Genomic DNA, 18,675 nt, shown 5'->3' on the forward strand with positions numbered 1-18,675 from the left:
TTCCCCGGGGGGACTCCTCCCGCCCCCCGCCCGCGCCCAAGCCTCTGTGGCCGGGGTTTCCGTCGTCCGGGAGGTGTGGTGTGGCCGGGGCCCGGGGGGGGGGGCCCCCCCCCCCACTCGTATGCCGTTACGCGTCCTGCGGACGTGCTTGTCCTCAATCGCCGGACGGGCTCGATCCGACCCTTGCGCCGCGGGGAGGCGTCGGACGGGGTGTCCTCAAACGCCGGACCGGCCAGATTTGCCGGGGCGGCTTGAACTGCCCGGTCGGCCCGGATCGGCCGTGCAGCAGGCAACGCCCGTCCATCTGGACGGGCGTTGGGCCGGCCGGGGGTGGGGCAGGCGTGATGCGGCCCCTCGTGCCGCATCACGCCCTGCTTTCAGGCCTGGGGGCGGTCCGCACCCCTGGCGATGATCTCCGCGGCCGCGAGACCGCAGACGCGGGCCGCGCCGTGGGTGGCGATGTGCAGGGCGCCCCTGGGGGCTGCCTGCGGGACGCCCATTTCGACCACGACCGTGTCGGGGCGCTCCGCCACCAGGGCGTCGAGGGTCTCGGCCATCCAGGCATGGCGGTGGACGTCGCGGACGACCACGACGATGCGCCGCTCCCCCGCGGCCCGCAGCACGGCGGCGACGGGCGCCTCGGTCTCGCTGCTGTACGTGTCGGTCTCCGTGCCCGGCAGCAGCCGGCCCAGCTCCGCGGCGACGCCCCACGGGGTCTCGTCGCCGACCGCGATGTTCGACTCGGAGGTGAACGCGGCAACGTAAGCGGGGTCGGTCAGCGGCTCGGTGGAGCCGGTCGCTTTCACCGCGCGACGGGCGGCGACCAGGCCGATGTCGGAACCGATCCCGGTGCCGGGCGCGGTCCCCTCCCGCACTGCAGCGCCCGGCTCCGAACCGGCTCCATCGACCCCCCGCGTCCAGGACGCGAGGGCGCGTACCCGTGCGGCCGCGTCCGCGAGCCGCTCCTCGGCGAGTTCACCGCTGCGCACCGCCGCGACCAGCGCGTCGCGCAGCCGCTGCACCGTGCCGTCGTCCTCCAGGCCGCCACCGACGCACAGGGCGTCGGCCCCCGCGGCGATTGCGAGGACGGAGCCGCGCTCGATGCCGTACGTCCCTGCGATGGCCTGCATCTCCACGGCGTCGGTGACGATCAGGCCGTCGTACCCCAGCTCCTCGCGCAGCAGACCGGTGAGGATCCGCGGGCTCACGGTCGCGGGGTGGTCCGGGTCGAGGGCGGGCAGCAGGATGTGCGCGCTCATCACGCACTTGGAACCCGCGGCGATGGCCGCCCGGAAGGGCACCAGTTCACGGGCGTGCAGCGTCTCCAGGTCCACGTCGATGCGCGGCATCGCGTGGTGCGAGTCGATCGCGGTGTCGCCGTGCCCGGGGAAGTGCTTGGTGCAGGCGGCGACTCCGGCGGCCTGGAGGCCCTCGATGTACGCGGCGGTGTGCCGGGCCACGAGCTCGGTGTCGGCGCCGAAGGACCGCACACCGATGATCGGGTTACGCGGGTTGGAGTTGACGTCCGCGGACGGCGCCCAGTTGAGGTTGACGCCGCACTCGGCGAGCCGGCGGCCCAGTTCCTGGGCGACCGCGCGGGTCAGCGCCACGTCGTCGACGTGGCCGAGCGCGAGGTTGCCGGGGAAGGAGGAGCCGGTACGCACCTCGAGGCGGGTGACGTCACCGCCCTCCTCGTCGATCGCGACGAGAAGGTCGTCGCGCTCGGCCCTGAGCTGGGCGGTGAGCGAGGCGACCTGCTCGGGCGTCCGGATGTTGCGTCCGAACAGGGCGACGGAGGCGAGGCCTTCGTCGACCCGGCGCAGCACCCAGTCCGGGGCCGTGGTGCCGGTGAATCCGGGCTGCAGGACGGCGAGAGCGTCGCGGGTGATGGTGTCCGTGGTGGATATCAGCGTGGTCATGGAGCGGTGTTATCCCTTCACGGCGCCGTCGGTGAGGCCGCTGACGGCCTTGCGCTGCAGGAAGACGAAGAGGATGAGGATCGGGATGGCGAAGATCGAGGCCGCCGCCATGGTGGCACCCCAGTCGTCGCCGAACTGGCTCTGGAACTGGGAGAGCCACAGCGGCAGTGTCTTGGCCTCGGGGTCCTTGTTGAGGATCAGAACCAGCGGGAATTCGTTCCACGCCGTGATGAAGCCGAAGAGCGAGGTGGCCATCAGGCCGGGGGCGAGCAGCGGCAGGATCACCTTGGTGAAGGCCTGCGGGCGGGTGCAGCCGTCGACCATGGCCGACTCCTCCAACTCCTTGGGCACCGCGGCGACATAGCCGCGCAGCGTCAGGATCGTGAAGGGAAGCACCATCACCATGTAGAAGAGCGTCAGCGGGACCAGGCTGTTGAGCATGTCGGCGTCGCGGACCAGCATGTAGATCGCGATGACCATGACTTCCCAGGGGGCCATCTGCGCGATCATGAAGACCAGGATCATGCTCTTGCGGCCCTTGAACCGCATCCGGGCCAGCGCGAACGACGCGAAGAGCGCGATGATCAGCGAGAAGACCACGGCGAGCAGCGTGACGGTGAGCGAGTTCCTGACCAGGGTCAGGAAGTTCGGTGCGTGGTACGCCGTCTTGAAGTGCTCGAACGTGACGTCGGTCGGGAACCAGACCGGCGTCTCGGTGATGATGTCGCCGGTCGGCTTGAACGCCGTACTGAACATCCAGTAGACGGGGAAGACCAGTGCGGCGAAGAGGACGATCGCCGTTGCGTTGGGCCAGATGCGGCCGAGCAGTGAGCGCTTCACAGCTCGTCCTCCTCTTGCTTGAGAACGATGCGGAGGTAGTACGAGGTCAGCCCCAGCATGATCAGGATGGTCAGCAGGGAGATCGCCGCGCCCATGCCGTAGTGCTGGTTGCCGACACCCTCGACGAAGGCGTAGATCGGCAGTGTCTCGGTGAGGCGGTTGGGGCCGCCCTCACTGATGGTGAAGATCTGCGGGAATGCCTTGAAGACCCAGATGACCTCGAGGAAGGTCGTGGCGTAGAGGAAGGGCCGCAGGAACGGGAACGTCACCGAGGTGAAGCTCTTCCAGACGCCGGCGCCGTCGAGTGAGGCGGCTTCGTACAGCTCCTTGGCGATGGTGGTGGTCGCCGCGTACAGGTTGATCGCCACGAACGGGATCGACTGCCAGACGATCATCAGGGTGACCACGGAGAAGGTGGAGAACTGCGAGCCGGTCCAGTTGAAGTCGGCCATCGAGTGCCAGCCGAGCTTGTCCAGCGCGTAGTTGATGACGCCGAAGCGTGAGGCGAACAGCCACTGGAACACCGTGGACGCGGCCACGACCGGCATCGCCCAGGCGAGCACCAGGCCGACCATCAGGGTGAGGCGCATCTTCTTGCCGAGACGGGCGAGCAGCAGTCCGACCAGCGTACCGATGATCATGATCAGAACGACGTTGACGCCGGTGAACACGATCGTGCGGAGTGTGACTTTCCAGAAGTCCTCACCGGTGAGGATCTCCTGGTAGTTCTTGAAGCCGTTCCACTCGGTGACATGCTGGATCAGCTGTCCCATATTGAGGTTCTGGAACGACAGCATGGCGTTCTTGACCAAGGGATACCCGAGGAGGATCGCCGTCACCGCAAGCGCGGGAACCATCAACAGGTACGGCGCGGTGCCGATACCCACCTTCCGCTTGCTTCCCCCGTGCTGCCCGACGGGTGTTTTCCCGTCCTGCCCGCGGACTGCGACCGTCTTGGCCACATCCGAGGGATCGGTTTGCACTGCCATGCTCGCCATCTCTTCCAACAAAGCCCTACACGGAACGGTGCGTACAACCGGGGCGGCGGGTCGAGACCCGCCGCCCCGGCGCGGGACGCGCTACTGCGATTACTGCTGCTGGCCGAGGCGCTTGTTGAGCTCGCCCTCGACCTGCTTGGCGGCGTCGGCGGGCGACTTGCCCTGCAGGACCAGCGTCATGTAGGTCTTGATCGGGTTCGGCGGGTTCTCGACCGGCGCCCACTCCGGGATCAGCGGGGTGGTGCCACCGGACTTGGCAGCGGCCGGGCCGGCCGCCTCGGCGGCGGGCTGGCCGACGGTGTACTGCTGCATGGCATCGTTCTTCGGAGACCAGCCGGCCTCCTTGATGAGCGCGCCGTCGTTCTTCTCGGAGAGCGCGATCTTCAGGAACTCCTTGGCCAGCTCCTGCTTCTTGCTGCCCGCGGCAACGGCGAGGTTGGAGCCACCGAGGAAGACGCCTTCGGGCTTGTCCGCCGTCTCACCGGGGATGGTGAAGAAGCCGATGTCGTCCTTGAGCTTCGGGTTGGCCTTGATGGCGGTGCCGGCCTCGTAGCCCATGGCGATGATGGCGCCGGTCTTGCCCTTGGCGAAGACCTCGGCCTGCTGCGGGGTGGCTTCGTCCTTGTCCTTGGGAGCCTTGGAGTAGGACTGGTACTGCTTGTACACGTCCATGGCCTCGGCGACCTTCGGGTCGGCCAGGTTGGAGACGTACTTGTCGCCCTCCTTCTTGACCGGCGAGACGCCCTTGGCGACGAGCAGACCGTCGAAGAAGTACCAGTTCTGGCCGGGCAGGTAGATGGGCTCGGCGTCGCCCTTCTCCTTGATGGCGTCGAACGCCTTGAAGAGGTCGGCACGGGTCTTCGGCGTCTCGGTGATACCGGCGTCCTTGAAGACCTTCTTGTTGTACATGACGACGCGGTTGCCCACGTACCACGGCAGGGCGTACTGCTTGCCGTCGTATATGGAGGGCTGGTTGACGCCGTCGGCCCAGGCGGAGCCGATCTCCTTCTTCAGGTCACCGAGGTCGGCGAGGCCACCGGTCTTGGCGTACGCCGGGGTCTGGGTGTTGCCGATCTCAAGGACGTCCGGCGGGTTGGACTCGGAGAGGGCCGTGGTGACCTTCTGCTGAATACCGTTCCAGTCCTGGACTTCGATCTTCAGCTTGGCCTTGGTCTTCTTCTCGAACTCGTCCGTGACGGTCTTGGTCCAACCGGGCGGGTTCGATCCGGACATCGTCCAGACGGTGAGCGTCTCGCCCTTGTAGCTGTCCGGGCCGGTCTTCTTACCGCTGTCGCCGTCGTCGGACCCACACGCCGCGAGGCCGATCATCATGCCCGCGACGCCGACCGCCGCGATGAGCTTGCGCTTCACGCCAAACCCTCCTCAGGGAAACTGCAACCCCGCCCACCGCGAAGACATTCGACGAGTACTGCTGGGGCTGGACCTGGTCTTTAATGGTTTAGACCAGTACCGGGAGCTTGGCCTAGACCTTTAGGGGTGTCAAGGGTGTATAAGAAGTGCACTCGCGTCCGTTATAGGACCGACACCTAAGGGAGGGCGACGAGCCGTGACCGGACCGTGCCACCATGTGAGCCGCGACAGACGGAGGAGCCGGTGACGGCAGCAACGCAGCAGTCGGGAAGGCGGGCCATGGGTGCCGACGGGGGCAGTACGGAGAACGAGACGGGCGCGGCCACGCGGACGGCACGCGTCCCGAAGTACTACCGGCTGAAGCGACATCTCCTCGACATGACGGACACCATGCCGCCAGGCACCCCCGTGCCACCGGAACGGACCCTGGCCGCCGAGTTCGACACCTCGCGCACGACCGTGCGCCAGGCACTCCAGGAACTGGTCGTCGAGGGCCGGCTGGAGCGCATCCAGGGCAAGGGCACCTTCGTCGCCAAGCCGAAGGTCTCACAGGCCCTGCAGCTCACCTCGTACACCGAGGACATGCGCGCCCAAGGACTCGAACCGACGTCCCAGTTGCTGGACATCGGTTACGTCACGGCGGACGACACGCTCGCCGGGCTGCTCGACATCACGGCCGGTGGGCGAGTGCTGCGGATCGAGCGGCTGCGGCTCGCCAGCGGGGAGCCGATGGCGATCGAGACCACGCACCTTTCGGCCAAACGCTTTCCGGCGCTGCGCCGTTCGCTGGTGAAGTACACCTCGCTCTACACCGCCCTGGCAGAGGTGTACGACGTCCGGCTGGCCGAGGCCGAGGAGACCATCGAGACCTCGCTCGCCACCCCGCGCGAGGCCGGACTGCTCGGCACGGATGTGGGCCTGCCGATGCTCATGCTGTCCCGGCACTCGCTCGACGGACAGGGCGAGCCGGTGGAGTGGGTGCGCTCGGTCTACCGGGGCGACCGGTACAAGTTCGTGGCGCGCCTGAAGCGGCCGACGGACTGAGGTCCGGGTGCGCCGGCGGACCGGTTCCGGCCACCGCACCCCTGGGTACAACCGTCACGGCCCCCGTGGAATCCACCACTCCACGGGGGCCGTTGGCACATCTTGGTACGGACCAAATGTCGCACGTCTGGCAACATTTAGAACATTCGCGCCCACACAAGGGACCGTTGCCGGACCGCAATGCGGACAGGGGGTGACGGTGACCGGAAGCCTCCCCTAGATTTCCTGCGCATTACACCAGGTGATCAGCGAGGGGACGGAGTCGCCGCATGCCAGCAGACCCAGAAGGAAAACCGCCCACAGTCACACCCGTGCGGGTGGTCATCGCCCTCTGTCTCATCGCGCCGTTCGTGGCGATGCTCTGGGTGAGTTCGTATGCGAAGGTGGACCCCACCTTCATCGGCATTCCGTTCTTCTACTGGTACCAGATGCTCTGGGTGCTGATCTCCACCGCACTCACGATGATCGCGTACAAGCTGTGGCAGCGTGACCAGCGCGCCCGCAAGGGGGGTGCGTCGGCATGAAGGACGGCGTGAACGGCGTCGCGCTCGGCGTCTTCATCTTCTTCTTCCTGGCCGTCACGGTCATGGGCTTCCTGGCGGCGCGCTGGCGGAAGGCCGAGAACGACGCCAGCCTCGACGAATGGGGCCTGGGCGGACGTTCGTTCGGCACCTGGGTCACCTGGTTCCTGCTCGGCGGCGACCTGTACACCGCGTACACCTTCGTCGCCGTTCCCGCGGCGATCTACGCGGCGGGCGCGGCAGGCTTCTTCGCCGTGCCGTACACGATCCTCGTGTACCCGCTGATCTTCACCTTCCTGCCGCGGCTGTGGTCGGTCTCGCACAAGCACGGGTACGTGACCACCTCGGACTTCGTCCGCGGGCGCTTCGGTTCGAAGGGGCTCTCGCTGGCGGTCGCCGTCACGGGCATCCTCGCCACGATGCCGTACATCGCGCTCCAGCTCGTCGGCATCCAGGCCGTGCTGGACGTGATGGGCGTCGGCGGCGGCGAGAACACCCACTGGTTCGTCAAGGACCTGCCGCTGCTGATCGCGTTCGCGGTGCTCGCCGCGTACACCTACTCGTCCGGTCTGCGCGCGCCGGCACTGATCGCGTTCGTCAAGGACGGACTGATCTACCTGGTCATCGCGGTGGCGATCATCTACATCCCGATCAAGCTCGGCGGCTTCGACGACATCTTCGCCAAGGCCGGCGATGCGTTCTCCCAGACCAACCAGGCAACCGGCAAGCCGCGCGGCGCGCTCGCACCGGGCGAGGCGGGCCAATGGGGTTACGCCACACTGGCGCTGGGCTCGGCGCTGGCGCTCTTCATGTATCCGCACTCGATCACGGCGACGCTCTCCAGCCGCAGCCGCAATGTGATCCGGCGCAACACCACGATCCTGCCGCTGTACTCGCTGATGCTGGGCCTGCTGGCGCTGCTCGGCTTCATGGCGATCGCCGCCGGGATCAAGGTGGACAACGGGCAGTTGGCCATCCCCCAGCTGTTCGAGACCATGTTCCCCGACTGGTTCGCGGGGGTCGCGTTCGCCGCCATCGGCATCGGCGCCCTGGTGCCCGCCGCGATCATGTCGATCGCCGCGGCGAACCTCTTCACCCGCAACATCTACAAGGACTTCCTGAAGCCGGACGCGACCCCGGAACAGGAGACCAAGGTCTCCAAGCTGGTGTCGCTGCTGGTGAAGGTCGGCGCGCTCGCCTTCGTCCTCACCATGGACAAGACGGTCGCGATCAACTTCCAGCTGCTCGGCGGGATCTGGATCCTCCAGACGATGCCGGCCCTGGTCGGCGGCCTGTTCACCCGCTGGTTCCACCGCTGGGCACTGCTCGCGGGCTGGGCGGTCGGCATGGTGTACGGGACGGTGGCCGCGTACGGGGTCGCCAGCCCGACCCAGGCGCACTTCGGCGGGTCGTCCAAGGAGATCCCGGGCATCGGTGAGATCGGCTACATCGGTCTGACCGCGTTCGTGCTGAACGTGGTGGTGACGGTGGTGCTCACCTTCGTCCTGAACGCCGTGAAGGCACCCGTCGGGATCGACGAGACCTCCCCGGCCGACTACACGGCCGACGCGGGTGACCCGGGCGTCCGGGCAGAGCTCCCGCCGGCCACGGCGGGGGCCCCGGGCGGCGGCCACTGACGACCGCTCCCACGGCCGGACGACGGCCCGTCACGCCCCCTTGAGCGGGGCGTGGCGGGCCGTCCGTCTGCTCCGGCAGGGGATCGCACGGCTTGTCCCGTCGGCTCGACTTCTGTTGCGCGACACAACATGTGGGGGCCGTCCCATCCAGCGGCCCCCACATGTATGCTCGTGCTCGCTGTCGTCGCAGGGAAATCCGGTGCGAATCCGGAACTGTCCCGCAACGGTGTATTCGGTGTGCTTTTGCGCACCCTCAAGTAAGTCCGAGGACCTGCCGACAGCGCATCCGGCTCGACCGAACCGGATGCCAGACGTCCGGGCCTCGCGGATGGGCCGGTGGACGCCGTGACGAGTGCTGCCCGACGCGGGCCCGCCTCTGCCCGGCTGCCCCCGTTCCCCGCCGGCCCCGAGCCGAGCGAGGGAGAGCACCACGTGACCATCGCGCCAGCCGATCCGGCTTCAGTCGCCTTGTCCGAAGCGGCCGAGTCCGAGGGAACCGCACACGACGGACCGGGGACCGCACTGCTGCGGACCCTGACCGACCTCACCGTCGATCTGCCCGACACCGACCCCGGTCGCGTCGCCGCCGCCGCGCTGCGCGGCCGTAGCGCCCGGTCGGACGAGGCGGAGTTGCGCTCGCTGGCAACGGAGGCCGCCGCGGGGCTGATCTCCGAGGACCCCGCCTACTCCCGGCTCGCGGCCAGGCTGCTGACCCGCACCATCGCGGACGAGGCTGCCGGCCAGGGCGCGCTCTCCTTCTCCGCCTCGGTCGCCGTCGGGCACCGCGAGGGTCTGATCGCGGACCGCACCGCCGAGTTCGTCGCGCTGCACGCGGCCTCACTCGACGCGCTGGTGGAGCGTTCGCTCGCCGACGGCGCCGACGACCGCTTCGGTTACTTCGGGCTGCGGACCCTGCACAGCCGCTATCTGCTGCGTCACCCGCACACCCGCCAGGTCATCGAGACGCCGCAGCACTTCATGCTGCGGGTCGCTGCCGGGCTCGCCGAGGACAACTCGAAGCGCGCCCTGGACGAAGTCGCGGCGCTGTACGGGCTGATGAGCCGGCTCGACTATCTGCCGTCCTCGCCGACCCTGTTCAACTCCGGCACCAGGCACCCGCAGATGTCCTCCTGCTATCTGCTGGACTCCCCGCTCGACGAGCTCGACTCGATCTACGACCGCTACCACCAGGTGGCGCGGCTCTCGAAGCACGCGGGCGGCATCGGTCTCTCGTACTCCCGCATCCGCGCCCGCGGTTCGCTGATCCGTGGCACCAACGGGCACTCCAACGGCATCGTGCCGTTCCTGAAGACGCTCGACGCCTCCGTCGCCGCGGTCAACCAGGGCGGCCGGCGCAAGGGCGCCGCCGCCGTCTACCTGGAGACCTGGCACGCGGACATCGAGGAGTTCCTGGAGCTGCGCGACAACACGGGTGAGGACCAGCGGCGTACGCACAACCTCAACCTGGCGCACTGGATCCCGGACGAGTTCATGCGCCGGGTCGACGCGGACGGCGACTGGTCGCTGTTCTCGCCGGCCGATGTGCCCGAGCTGGTCGACCTGTGGGGCGACGAGTTCGACGCCGCGTACCGGGCCGCCGAGGCCAAGGGGCTGGCCCGCAAGTCGATGCCGGCCCGTGAGTTGTACGGCCGGATGATGCGTACCCTCGCGCAGACCGGCCAGGGCTGGATGACGTTCAAGGACGCCTCCAACCGGACCGCGAACCAGACCGCCGAGCCGGGCCGCGTCGTCCACTCGTCGAATCTGTGCACCGAGATCCTCGAAGTCACCGATGACGGCGAGACGGCCGTCTGCAACCTGGGTTCGGTCAACCTCGGTGCGTTCGTCGCCGACGGTGGCATCGACTGGGAGCGGCTGGACGCGACCGTCCGTACCGCCGTGACCTTCCTCGACCGGGTCGTCGACATCAACTTCTACCCGACCGAGCAGGCCGGCCGGTCCAATGCGAAGTGGCGCCCCGTCGGCCTGGGTGCGATGGGTCTGCAGGACGTCTTCTTCCAGCTGCGGCTGCCGTTCGACTCCCCCGAGGCCCGCGCGCTCTCCACGAAGATCTCCGAGCGGATCATGCTCGCGGCGTACGAGGCGTCCTGTGAGCTCGCCGAGCGCTCCGGCCCGCTGCCCGCGTGGTCGCAGACGCGTGCGGCGCGCGGTGTGCTGCACCCCGACCACTACGACACCGAGCTGAACTGGCCGGAGCGCTGGGACGCGCTGCGCGCCCGGGTCGCGAAGACCGGGATGCGCAACTCGCTGCTGCTCGCCATCGCGCCGACGGCGACGATCGCCTCGATCGCAGGTGTGTATGAGTGCATCGAGCCGCAGGTCTCCAACCTCTTCAAGCGCGAGACGCTCAGCGGTGAGTTCCTCCAGGTCAACGCATATCTGGTGGATGAGCTGAAGCAGCTCGGCGTGTGGGACGCGCGGACCCGTGAGGCACTGCGCGAGGCGAGCGGCTCCGTGCAGGGCTTCGCCTGGATCCCGGAGGATGTGCGGGCGCTGTACCGCACGGCGTGGGAGATCCCGCAGCGCGGTCTGATCGACATGGCAGCGGCCCGTACGCCGTTCCTCGACCAGAGCCAGTCGCTGAACCTGTTCATGGAGACGCCGACGATCGGCAAGCTCTCCTCGATGTACGCGTACGCCTGGAAGCAGGGGCTGAAGACGACGTACTACCTGCGCTCGCGCCCGGCGACCCGGATCGCCCGCGCGGCATCCGGCCAGGCCGCGGCCGCCGTCCCCATTCCCGTACAGCAGGCGACGGCTCCCGACGCGGACGCGATCGCCTGCTCCCTCGAAAACCCCGAGTCCTGCGAGGCCTGCCAGTAATGAGCAACACCGAGAAGAACCTGCTCGACCCGGGCTTCGAACTGACGCTGCGGCCCATGCGCTACCCGGACTTCTACGAGCGCTACCGCGATGCGATCAAGAACACCTGGACGGTGGAGGAGGTCGACCTCCACTCCGACGTGACCGACCTCGCCAAGCTGTCCCCCGGCGAGCAGCACATGATCGGCCGGCTCGTCGCGTTCTTCGCGACCGGCGACTCGATCGTGTCGAACAACCTCGTGCTGACGCTGTACAAGCACATCAACTCCCCCGAGGCGCGGCTGTATCTGTCGCGGCAGCTCTTCGAGGAGGCCGTGCACGTCCAGTTCTATCTGACGCTGCTCGACACGTATCTGCCCGACCCGGACGACCGCGCGGCAGCGTTCGACGCGGTCGAGGAGATCCCCTCCATCCGCGAGAAGGCGCAGTTCTGCTTCAAGTGGATGGCCGCCCTGGATGGGCAAGGAGGGGTCGAGAAGATCGAGCGGCTGGAGACGAAGGCCGACCGCCGTCGCTTCCTGCTGAACCTGATCTGCTTCGCGGCGTGCATCGAGGGGCTGTTCTTCTACGGCGCGTTCGCGTACGTCTACTGGTTCCGCTCGCGGGGTCTGCTGCACGGGCTCGCCACGGGCACCAACTGGGTGTTCCGTGACGAGACGATGCACATGAACTTCGCGTTCGAGGTCGTGGACACCGTCCGCAAGGAGGAGCCGGACCTCTTCGACGACGAGCTCCAGCAGCAGGTCACCGACATGCTGAAGGAGGCCGTCGACGCGGAGCTGCAGTTCGGCCGTGATCTGTGCGGCGACGGGCTGCCGGGCATGAACACCGAGTCCATGCGCCAGTACCTGGAGTGCGTGGCCGACCAGCGGCTCACCCGGCTGGGCTTCCCGGCGGTCTACGGCTCCGAGAACCCGTTCTCGTTCATGGAGTTGCAGGGCGTGCAGGAGCTGACGAACTTCTTCGAGCGTCGGCCGTCCGCCTACCAGGTGGCGGTGGAGGGCTCGGTCGCCTTCGACGACGACTTCTAGATCCTGGCCCAGCTTCTGAGGTAGGGGCGCCGCGCAGCCGTCAACGGCTGCGCGGCGTCCGCCGTTTCCGGGGGCGCCTCCCTCCGCTCCCGGTCCGCTTCCCGCAGCTGGCGGTCGATGCGGCGCTCCCGGGCGAGCCCGGCGAGAGTGGGCAGCAGGGCGAGAGCGATAAGTGCGGTTATGCCCAGGACATTCAGGAATGCGTTCATGGCTCTACTCTCGTCCGCGCGGACGGATTCCGGCAGTGGCAGGACTGTCATAGACCATCGAATTACTGCCACACTGGCTTCATGCTGAACAATGTCGCCGCCCTGCTGCTCGACGAGGTCCACCCCTTCGAACTCGGTGTGCTGTGCGAGGTCTTCGGCCTCGACCGCAGCGACGAGGGTCTGCCGGTCCACGATTTCGCCGTGGTCTCCGCCGAGGGTCCGGTGCTGCAGACCCATGCCGGGTTCACCATCAGCACGCCGCACGGCCTCGACCGTCTGGACGAGGCCGACCTCATCGCCGTGCCGGCCGGCAGCCACTTCATGGAGCGGGACTACCCCGAAGAGGTCCTCGACGCCCTGCGCCGGGCCGTGGACCGGGGCGCACGCGTACTGAGTGTCTGCTCCGGCGCGTATGTGCTCGGCGCGGCCGGACTGCTGGACGGGCGCCGCTGCACCACCCACTGGCGTCACGCCTCGGAGCTGGCCCGCCGCTTCCCGCGGGCCGTCGTCGAACCCGATGTGCTGTACGTGGACGAGGGGCCGGTCATCACATCGGCGGGCACGGCGGCCGGGATCGACGCCTGTCTGCATCTGGTCCGGCAGGCCTACGGCCCCGATGCCGCCAACGCGATCGCCCGCCGCATGGTGGTGCCGCCGCACCGGGACGGCGGGCAGGCGCAGTACATCAAGCGGCCGCTGCCCCGCACCCGGTGCGACACGGTCGGCGAGACACTGGTCTGGATGGAGCGCCACCTCGATCAGGAGATGACCGTCGAACAGCTCGCCGTACAGGCGCACATGTCGCCGCGCACCTTCGCCCGCCGCTTCCAGCAGGAGACGGGCACCACTCCGTATCGCTGGCTGCTCCGCCAGCGGGTGCTGCTGGCACAGCATCTACTGGAAACATCCGATGAAACGGTGGACACGATCGCCGGTCGCACCGGCTTCGGAACCGCCGCCGCGCTGCGCCATCAGTTCGTACGATCGTTGGGCACCACGCCGAATGCTTACCGCCGCACCTTCCGCGGCCCGAGCGCCATGACCGAAGTAGCCTGATCCATAACGGACCTGAGGTCCGATCATTCGTCCAACCACTGTGCACACCTGTCCATGGACCACGGCCTCCGCGGCACACAAGGGTCGAGGCCATGAGCATGCGGATGACAGGACGAACGGCCATCGGGGCCGTGGTGGCTGCGCTCGCCGCCACGCTGCTGCCCTGGCAGACACCTACCTGGAGAACCACCCGGAGCTCCAGCTCAAGGACAAGAACGGCGTCGCCTCCCCGCCCCGGCTCGACATCTCGCGGCCCGAAGCGCTGACGTACTACACCTCGATGGTCGACGAGGCGCTGAAGGTGTGGGACACGCGCACCTGGCACATGGGCGCCGACGAGTACATGATCGGCTCCTCGTACCCGGACTGCCCGCAGCTGCAGACCGCCGCTCACCGGCGCCAAGATCAGCCTGTGGCCGGACAGCGCGGCGGCCGAGACCGAGAACGAGGTGGAGGCGAAGACCTTCATGCCGCTGCGCTTCCTGGCGCAGGCCGCCTGGGGCGGCCCGAAGCCGAGCGAGACGTACGCCGGTTTCGAGGCGATGGCCCGGAAGATCGGTCACGCGCCGGGCTGGTCGAACACCGACCGCACCCCGCTCACCGACGGTACGTACCGACTGACCACGGGCGGCAAGTCGCTCGCCCCCGCCGCGGACTCGGGCATGGCCCTGATACGCGGCGGCGCGGCCTCCTGGACGCTGACGGCCACCGCCGACGGGTACTACACGGTGCGGTCGGCCGGAACCGGTCAGTGCCTGGACGTGGTGCGCGGAAAGAAGTATCTGGGCGCCCCGCTGGAGGTGGGGGCCGAGCTGTCGCTCGGGACCTGCTCGGCAGCGGCGCGTACGCAACGCCGGCAGCTGGACACCGGGGCCGGGACTCTGACCCTGCGCAACGCCGTCTCGCAGCTGCATCTGACGGAGCGGGCGTCGGACGGCGCCGCGGTCCAGACGACGGGCTCGACGCGGCTGACGGCAAAGACCGCCTGACGCGGCGCGCGGAAGGGCCCCGTACGCCGGTTCGGACGGACCGGCGCACGGGGCCCTCGTGTGTCAGATGCCGCAGTTCGGTGCCGACCAGAAGTGGCTGGGGCCCTGGTTGACGTGGACGTGGTCGCCGTGGTCCGGGTAGCCCGGGCCGAGGATCCCATTGAAGCCGTGGTTGCGGGCCTCCTTGGCGAGGGTGCACAGGGCGTGCGGTCCGGCGCCGAGGTCGGCCGCGTCCCCGTACAGATGACGGCTGTTGGACGCGCCGCCGACCGCGCTGTTGCAGGAGGTGGAGCGGAAGCCGCTGGTGATCCGGATCGACTGGTCACCGAGCGCGTGCCGCAGCGCTTCCAGCTTCCACATGGTGCTCAGGGCGTTGGCCTTCGCCGTGCCCGCCGCGACGGCACCACCCGCCCAGGTCGTATTGCACTGGTTGTGCTCGGCGTACGTGAAGTGGATCGGGGTGCAGTCGTTGTCCTGGAGCTCATAGATCTTGGCCTGGGTGGCCGGGCCCGCGATGCCGTCGGCGGCGAGGCCGTAGGCGGCCTGGAAGCGCTTGACGGCGGCGGTGGTGGCCGGTCCGTAGGAGCCGTCGACGGCGAGCACGGAGTTGTAGCCGGGGTAGCCGGCGACCCGTATCTGGAGCTGGACGACGTCATTGCCGGTGGCGCCGGGGGACAGTGTGCGGGTCCAGGTGTAGCAGCCGTCGGCCTGTGCGGTGCCGGCGGTCGCCATGGCCCCGCCCAAGGCGAAAGCCATGGTCATGACAAGACCTAGCAGGAGTCGTGCGGTGCGTCTGAGCATGGGGGCTCCCTACCACGACGGAGATGTGGTGAGAGAGCTTGTCGGACGAGTCGACGCGCGTCAACTACACATGGACAAACGACAGTTGACGATCCACAGAGGGGCGGAGACGACGGGCCCGGCCGCCCTCGCAAGGGAGACCGGGCCGGCCCGGTGGCAACCGGATGCTCAGTCGTTCGGCACGGTCTCGTAGCGCGGCGTGTTCTCCGCCATCTGCCGCAGCGCGTCCTTGCGGTCCCGCTTCGAGAGCCGGTCGATGTACAGGTATCCGTACAGGTGGTCCGTCTCGTGCTGGAGGCAGCGGGCGAAGTAGCCGTTGCCGCGGATCTTGACCGGGTTGCCCTTGGCGTCCTGCCCGCGGACCACCGCGTAGTCCGGACGGGCCAGCGAGGCGTACGCCGTCGGGACGGAGAGGCAGCCCTCGTTGGAGTCGTCCAGGACCCGGTCCTCGGGCGCCAGCTCCTCCAGCACCGGGTTGCAGACGGCGCCCACGTGCCGCACACCGTCGTCGTCCGGGCAGTCGTAGACGAAGACCTTCAGGTCGACGCCGATCTGGTTGGCGGCAAGGCCCACGCCCTCCGCCGTCCGCTGGCTCGCGAACATGTCGTCGATCAGCCGGCCCAGCTCGTCGTCGAACTCGGTGACGTCCTTGCACTCCTTGTGCAGCACCGGGTTGCCCACGACCGTGATCGGACGCGAGGTGCCGCGCTCACGATGTGCCGCCTCGCGCGCCTCACAGTCCTCGGTGTCCACGACGAAACCTTCGTCGTCGACGCTGATCTGCTCGTCCGTCTCCTGCTGCGACATGTCCGCCGTACGCCTTCCTCAAAACCTGAAACCCCGGACGTCCGATGGACCGGGTCCCGGGCACCCGAGCACCGCGATCGGTGCCCGTACAGCCTACGGGCACCGATCAGCAGACTTCTTCGAGATCCCGCCACTCACGGCTGTCCGGGCTGTCCGCCACCCAGCCGTCCAGCAGTCCGCGCACCAGCCCGGCCGGTGCCGCTATCCCGCACTCGCGCTCGGGCACCCACAGCTCACCGGCGGTGCGATGCCCCAGCGGGCCCGGATGCCCCGGCTCGCTGTGGTCGTGCGGATCCAGGTGCTCGCCGTCGCCCTCGTCGCTCTCCATCCGGCTCTCCGAGCAGGCCCGGCAGAGCAGCCGCACGGAGGACGACCAGTCCTCGGCGGCGAACCCGGCGTCGGACGCCAGTTGCTCCAGGGCGTCCCGGTCCGCCTCGGTGGCCGCTTCGAGCAGCACGACCCAGGTGGGTACGGGGGACGGCGCCCACAGCTCGATCTCGTCGAAGACGGGGTACGAGGGTCCGGCCGCGGTGACCCGCTCTCCGTGCGGCACGCCGTCGTGCAGGACGACCTCGCCCCAGCGCCGGCCGGACGACGGCAGCGGGATGGAGAGCACTTCCATCCGGGCCGGATCGAGCCTGCGGCCCCAGACGACCTCGGCCTCGCCCTCCGGCGACAGCCGTACCGCGGCGCTGCCCAGCTCCATGCCGACCGGCTCGCTGTTGGCCGCCGAGGTGTACTGGCCCGCACCCGGCACCTTGAGGCCGTACGCCTGCCAGGCCCGGCGCGCCAGCGGCCAGTCCTGCAGTGCGGTGGCGGCGATCCCGACGTTCCACCAGTCGGGAGCACCGGATTCCTTGTCGAGCAGCGCCACGGCCCTCAGGCCGGCGGCTCTCGCCTGTTCCCAGTCATGCCGGAATTTGTGCAGCAGCGCCAGGTTGAACCACGACTCGGAGAGCCAGGGTTCCAGGTCCGCCGCACGTGTCAGCAGCGCGCCCGCGTCCTCGTACCGGCCGTCGCCGATCAGCGTGAACGCGCGGTCCGTGGCCTGCCGCCAAGAGGCGGAGGGCCGATGCCGTACCTTCCCGAAGATCCTCACGATTCCCGCCTGTCCCGACTGGACACCCTCGTTTTCCGCTCTTCTTCGCATCCAACCATGCCTGGCCGGACACCCGCTCATTACCCATGGGTTACCCAGGCAGGACGGGGGTCAGACCGCCCCGGGCCAGGACTCTGGCCAGCGATTCCACGACCTCGGGCTGATAGTCGTGACCGGTACCGAGCCTGAGTTGTTCCAGCGCACCCAGCGGCCCGATGAGACTTTCCCCGGAGAGGTCGTCGTATGCGTTGACGGCCCTGACGATCCTGGCGGACAACGGCTGCTCGCGATAGGGGTCGGCCTGCCGTTCCACCACGACGGCAACCTCGGTGTCCACCCCGGTCTGCCGGACCACGGCCCCTCCGAGCAGCGCGATGCGTCGCTGCTCGGCGGCGGGCAGGGTGGCCGTCGCCCCGTCCGGGACCGGGTCGACGAGGGAGAGCTGGCCGATGTCGTGCATCAGGGCCGCGTACTCCAGCACGGTCAGCTCGCTCCCGGAGAGCCCCAGCTCACGTCCGACGGCCGTACAGAGCACCGCGACCCTGCGGGCATGCCCGTGGGGGGTGTATCCGGCGATCTCGGTGGACCGGGCGAGCGAGGTGATCGTCTGCCGGTAGGTGGTGCGCACGGCGACGAACCGGCGGAACGAGACCTGGGTCAGCAGCAGCGGTACGCACAGGACGGGCAGCGCCCACAGCCCGGCGACGGCGACCCCGAGGGCCATCACGACCCCGGTCGCGCAGACCGCCGACCCGATGCCGATCAGAGCGCGCAGCTCGTCGCGGAGCAGCGGCCCGTACGGGTAGCCGGTGCGCGAGCGCAGCAGCAGCGCGGCGAGCACGGCGTCGCACAGGGCGGTCAGGACGAGGAACAGGAGCATGAGGAGCACGTAGTACGGGCCTTCGCCGAACCAGTCGGCGGTGCGGCCGGAGTTGTACAGCGGCTGGAAGCACACGGCGGCGAAGGCGACAGTCAGGATGCGGCGGGCCACCCGGTCGGGCGCGGGGCCGCTGCCGCGTGCCACATGGGGCACACAGGCGATGAGCTGTGCCGCGACAAGTACGGCTACCACCTGGAGGACGCCGTGGGTGGTGGGGGCGCCGCCGCTGCAGCCGAGGAGGGCGTACGCGAGTGCTCCGGCGGCTCCGAGCGGCGCGGGCTCGCGCTCGCCGGGAAGCGCACCCCAGCGGGCCAGTTCACCGACGGTGATGAGCACCCCGAAGGCGAGGGCGTGTCCGGGTTCGCGGACGCCGTCCCAGAGGGTGTGGCCGAGCCCGGCGACGGCGAGCGTCGCAGCTGCGCCGCGGACGGCGAGGACGACGGGGGGCAGCCGCGACCCGACCCGGGTCATCGGCGACGGTCCGCGGACGGCTGCAGACCGGGGGTGGCCGGGGCCGCCCGGGGGTTGTGGCGAAACCGCCCCCCGGCGGCGACCGGGCCCCCCCGCCCCCCCCCCCCCCCCCCGTGGGTAAACAACAAAAACCCCCGCCACACAAGACAGAAAAAAGG

The 18,675-nt window shown here is 68.9% G+C and carries 16 protein-coding genes and 1 riboswitch; of the genes, 7 read left to right on the top strand and 9 right to left on the bottom strand.

Going from position 1 to position 18,675, the window contains the following annotated elements; genetic code table 11:
• Nucleotides 1–377: 377 nt before the first annotated feature.
• The 4 genes from ACFVYE_RS26125 to ACFVYE_RS26140 all read right to left on the bottom strand — a co-directional run bounded on the left by ACFVYE_RS26125 (nucleotide 378) and on the right by ACFVYE_RS26140 (nucleotide 5,128).
• Nucleotides 378–1,919, bottom strand: coding sequence for a glycoside hydrolase family 3 protein (locus tag ACFVYE_RS26125; protein ID WP_389607481.1), 1,542 nt, complete (start codon nucleotides 1,917–1,919; stop codon nucleotides 378–380).
• A gap of 9 nt (nucleotides 1,920–1,928) precedes the next feature.
• On the bottom strand, nucleotides 1,929–2,759 hold the full coding sequence (locus ACFVYE_RS26130) for a carbohydrate ABC transporter permease (RefSeq protein WP_383977830.1): 831 nt from the start codon (nucleotides 2,757–2,759) through the stop codon (nucleotides 1,929–1,931).
• Nucleotides 2,756–3,748: a carbohydrate ABC transporter permease gene (locus ACFVYE_RS26135; protein WP_383977832.1), complete on the bottom strand. Its 993-nt coding sequence runs from the start codon at nucleotides 3,746–3,748 to the stop codon at nucleotides 2,756–2,758. The genes ACFVYE_RS26130 and ACFVYE_RS26135 overlap by 4 nt, the downstream gene beginning before the upstream one ends.
• A gap of 99 nt (nucleotides 3,749–3,847) precedes the next feature.
• The gene (locus tag ACFVYE_RS26140) at nucleotides 3,848–5,128 is read right to left on the bottom strand and encodes an extracellular solute-binding protein (RefSeq protein WP_389607482.1); all 1,281 of its coding nucleotides are present in this window, start codon (nucleotides 5,126–5,128) and stop codon (nucleotides 3,848–3,850) included.
• Nucleotides 5,129–5,407: 279 nt separating this feature from the next.
• On the opposite strand from ACFVYE_RS26140, the gene ACFVYE_RS26145 reads away from it, so the two are divergent.
• The 5 genes from ACFVYE_RS26145 (at nucleotide 5,408) to ACFVYE_RS26165 (ending at nucleotide 12,205) form a co-directional block, all read left to right on the top strand.
• A complete protein-coding gene (locus ACFVYE_RS26145; protein ID WP_351078635.1) occupies nucleotides 5,408–6,172 on the top strand; it encodes a GntR family transcriptional regulator in 765 nt (254 codons plus the stop codon).
• Nucleotides 6,173–6,441: 269 nt separating this feature from the next.
• Nucleotides 6,442–6,696 carry a DUF3311 domain-containing protein gene (locus ACFVYE_RS26150; RefSeq protein ID WP_266358086.1) on the top strand — a complete coding sequence of 85 codons (255 nt, stop codon included), beginning with the start codon at nucleotides 6,442–6,444 and terminating at the stop codon, nucleotides 6,694–6,696.
• On the top strand, nucleotides 6,693–8,330 hold the full coding sequence (gene mctP, locus ACFVYE_RS26155; protein ID WP_383977838.1) for a monocarboxylate uptake permease MctP: 1,638 nt from the start codon (nucleotides 6,693–6,695) through the stop codon (nucleotides 8,328–8,330). Before ACFVYE_RS26150 ends, mctP begins: the two co-directional genes overlap by 4 nt.
• Nucleotides 8,331–8,478: 148 nt before the next feature.
• Nucleotides 8,479–8,624: riboswitch (cobalamin riboswitch) on the top strand.
• Between the two features lie 138 nt (nucleotides 8,625–8,762).
• On the top strand, nucleotides 8,763–11,174 hold the full coding sequence (locus ACFVYE_RS26160; RefSeq protein WP_383979342.1) for a ribonucleoside-diphosphate reductase subunit alpha: 2,412 nt from the start codon (nucleotides 8,763–8,765) through the stop codon (nucleotides 11,172–11,174).
• Nucleotides 11,174–12,205 (top strand): ribonucleotide-diphosphate reductase subunit beta, encoded by a 1,032-nt coding sequence (locus tag ACFVYE_RS26165; protein ID WP_383979339.1) that lies wholly within the window; start codon nucleotides 11,174–11,176, stop codon nucleotides 12,203–12,205. Before ACFVYE_RS26160 ends, ACFVYE_RS26165 begins: the two co-directional genes overlap by 1 nt.
• Here ACFVYE_RS26165 and ACFVYE_RS26170 read toward each other — a convergent pair.
• Nucleotides 12,202–12,414 carry a hypothetical protein gene (locus tag ACFVYE_RS26170; protein ID WP_389607483.1) on the bottom strand — a complete coding sequence of 71 codons (213 nt, stop codon included), beginning with the start codon at nucleotides 12,412–12,414 and terminating at the stop codon, nucleotides 12,202–12,204. The genes ACFVYE_RS26165 and ACFVYE_RS26170 overlap by 4 nt on opposite strands.
• 81 nt (nucleotides 12,415–12,495) lie before the next feature.
• On the opposite strand from ACFVYE_RS26170, the gene ACFVYE_RS26175 reads away from it, so the two are divergent.
• Both ACFVYE_RS26175 and ACFVYE_RS26180 read left to right on the top strand, forming a co-directional pair.
• Complete coding sequence (locus ACFVYE_RS26175) at nucleotides 12,496–13,470, top strand: GlxA family transcriptional regulator (RefSeq protein WP_383978573.1); 975 nt, start codon at nucleotides 12,496–12,498, stop codon at nucleotides 13,468–13,470.
• Between the two features lie 449 nt (nucleotides 13,471–13,919).
• A complete protein-coding gene (locus tag ACFVYE_RS26180) occupies nucleotides 13,920–14,459 on the top strand; it encodes an RICIN domain-containing protein (protein WP_389607484.1) in 540 nt (179 codons plus the stop codon).
• A 63-nt stretch (nucleotides 14,460–14,522) separates the two neighbouring features.
• Here ACFVYE_RS26180 and ACFVYE_RS26185 read toward each other — a convergent pair whose 3' ends face one another.
• The 4 genes from ACFVYE_RS26185 to ACFVYE_RS26200 all read right to left on the bottom strand — a co-directional run bounded on the left by ACFVYE_RS26185 (nucleotide 14,523) and on the right by ACFVYE_RS26200 (nucleotide 18,517).
• On the bottom strand, nucleotides 14,523–15,260 hold the full coding sequence (locus tag ACFVYE_RS26185; protein ID WP_389607485.1) for a D-Ala-D-Ala carboxypeptidase family metallohydrolase: 738 nt from the start codon (nucleotides 15,258–15,260) through the stop codon (nucleotides 14,523–14,525).
• A gap of 168 nt (nucleotides 15,261–15,428) precedes the next feature.
• On the bottom strand, nucleotides 15,429–16,067 hold the full coding sequence (gene def / locus ACFVYE_RS26190) for a peptide deformylase (RefSeq protein WP_383978582.1): 639 nt from the start codon (nucleotides 16,065–16,067) through the stop codon (nucleotides 15,429–15,431).
• Between the two features lie 106 nt (nucleotides 16,068–16,173).
• Nucleotides 16,174–17,166, bottom strand: a complete 993-nt coding sequence (locus tag ACFVYE_RS26195; protein ID WP_327273019.1) for a hypothetical protein — start codon at nucleotides 17,164–17,166, stop codon at nucleotides 16,174–16,176.
• 91 nt (nucleotides 17,167–17,257) lie between these two features.
• A complete protein-coding gene (locus ACFVYE_RS26200; protein ID WP_383978585.1) occupies nucleotides 17,258–18,517 on the bottom strand; it encodes an HD-GYP domain-containing protein in 1,260 nt (419 codons plus the stop codon).
• Nucleotides 18,518–18,675 lie beyond the last annotated feature (158 nt).

The sequence above is a fragment of the Streptomyces sp. NPDC058239 genome, from assembly GCF_042882185.1.
In the GTDB taxonomy this organism is placed as follows: Bacteria; Actinomycetota; Actinomycetes; order Streptomycetales; family Streptomycetaceae; genus Streptomyces.

Coding starts and splice junctions, on each gene's coding strand:
- ACFVYE_RS26125 (WP_389607481.1), bottom strand. CDS start 1,919: ATGACCACGCTGATATCCACCACGGACACCATCACCCGCGACGCTCTC.
- ACFVYE_RS26135 (WP_383977832.1), bottom strand. CDS start 3,748: ATGGCAGTGCAAACCGATCCCTCGGATGTGGCCAAGACGGTCGCAGTC.
- ACFVYE_RS26145 (WP_351078635.1), top strand. CDS start 5,408: ATGGGTGCCGACGGGGGCAGTACGGAGAACGAGACGGGCGCGGCCACG.
- ACFVYE_RS26150 (WP_266358086.1), top strand. CDS start 6,442: ATGCCAGCAGACCCAGAAGGAAAACCGCCCACAGTCACACCCGTGCGG.
- mctP (WP_383977838.1), top strand. CDS start 6,693: ATGAAGGACGGCGTGAACGGCGTCGCGCTCGGCGTCTTCATCTTCTTC.
- ACFVYE_RS26165 (WP_383979339.1), top strand. CDS start 11,174: ATGAGCAACACCGAGAAGAACCTGCTCGACCCGGGCTTCGAACTGACG.
- ACFVYE_RS26170 (WP_389607483.1), bottom strand. CDS start 12,414: ATGAACGCATTCCTGAATGTCCTGGGCATAACCGCACTTATCGCTCTC.
- ACFVYE_RS26175 (WP_383978573.1), top strand. CDS start 12,496: ATGCTGAACAATGTCGCCGCCCTGCTGCTCGACGAGGTCCACCCCTTC.
- ACFVYE_RS26185 (WP_389607485.1), bottom strand. CDS start 15,260: ATGCTCAGACGCACCGCACGACTCCTGCTAGGTCTTGTCATGACCATG.
- def (WP_383978582.1), bottom strand. CDS start 16,067: ATGTCGCAGCAGGAGACGGACGAGCAGATCAGCGTCGACGACGAAGGT.
- ACFVYE_RS26200 (WP_383978585.1), bottom strand. CDS start 18,517: ATGACCCGGGTCGGGTCGCGGCTGCCCCCCGTCGTCCTCGCCGTCCGC.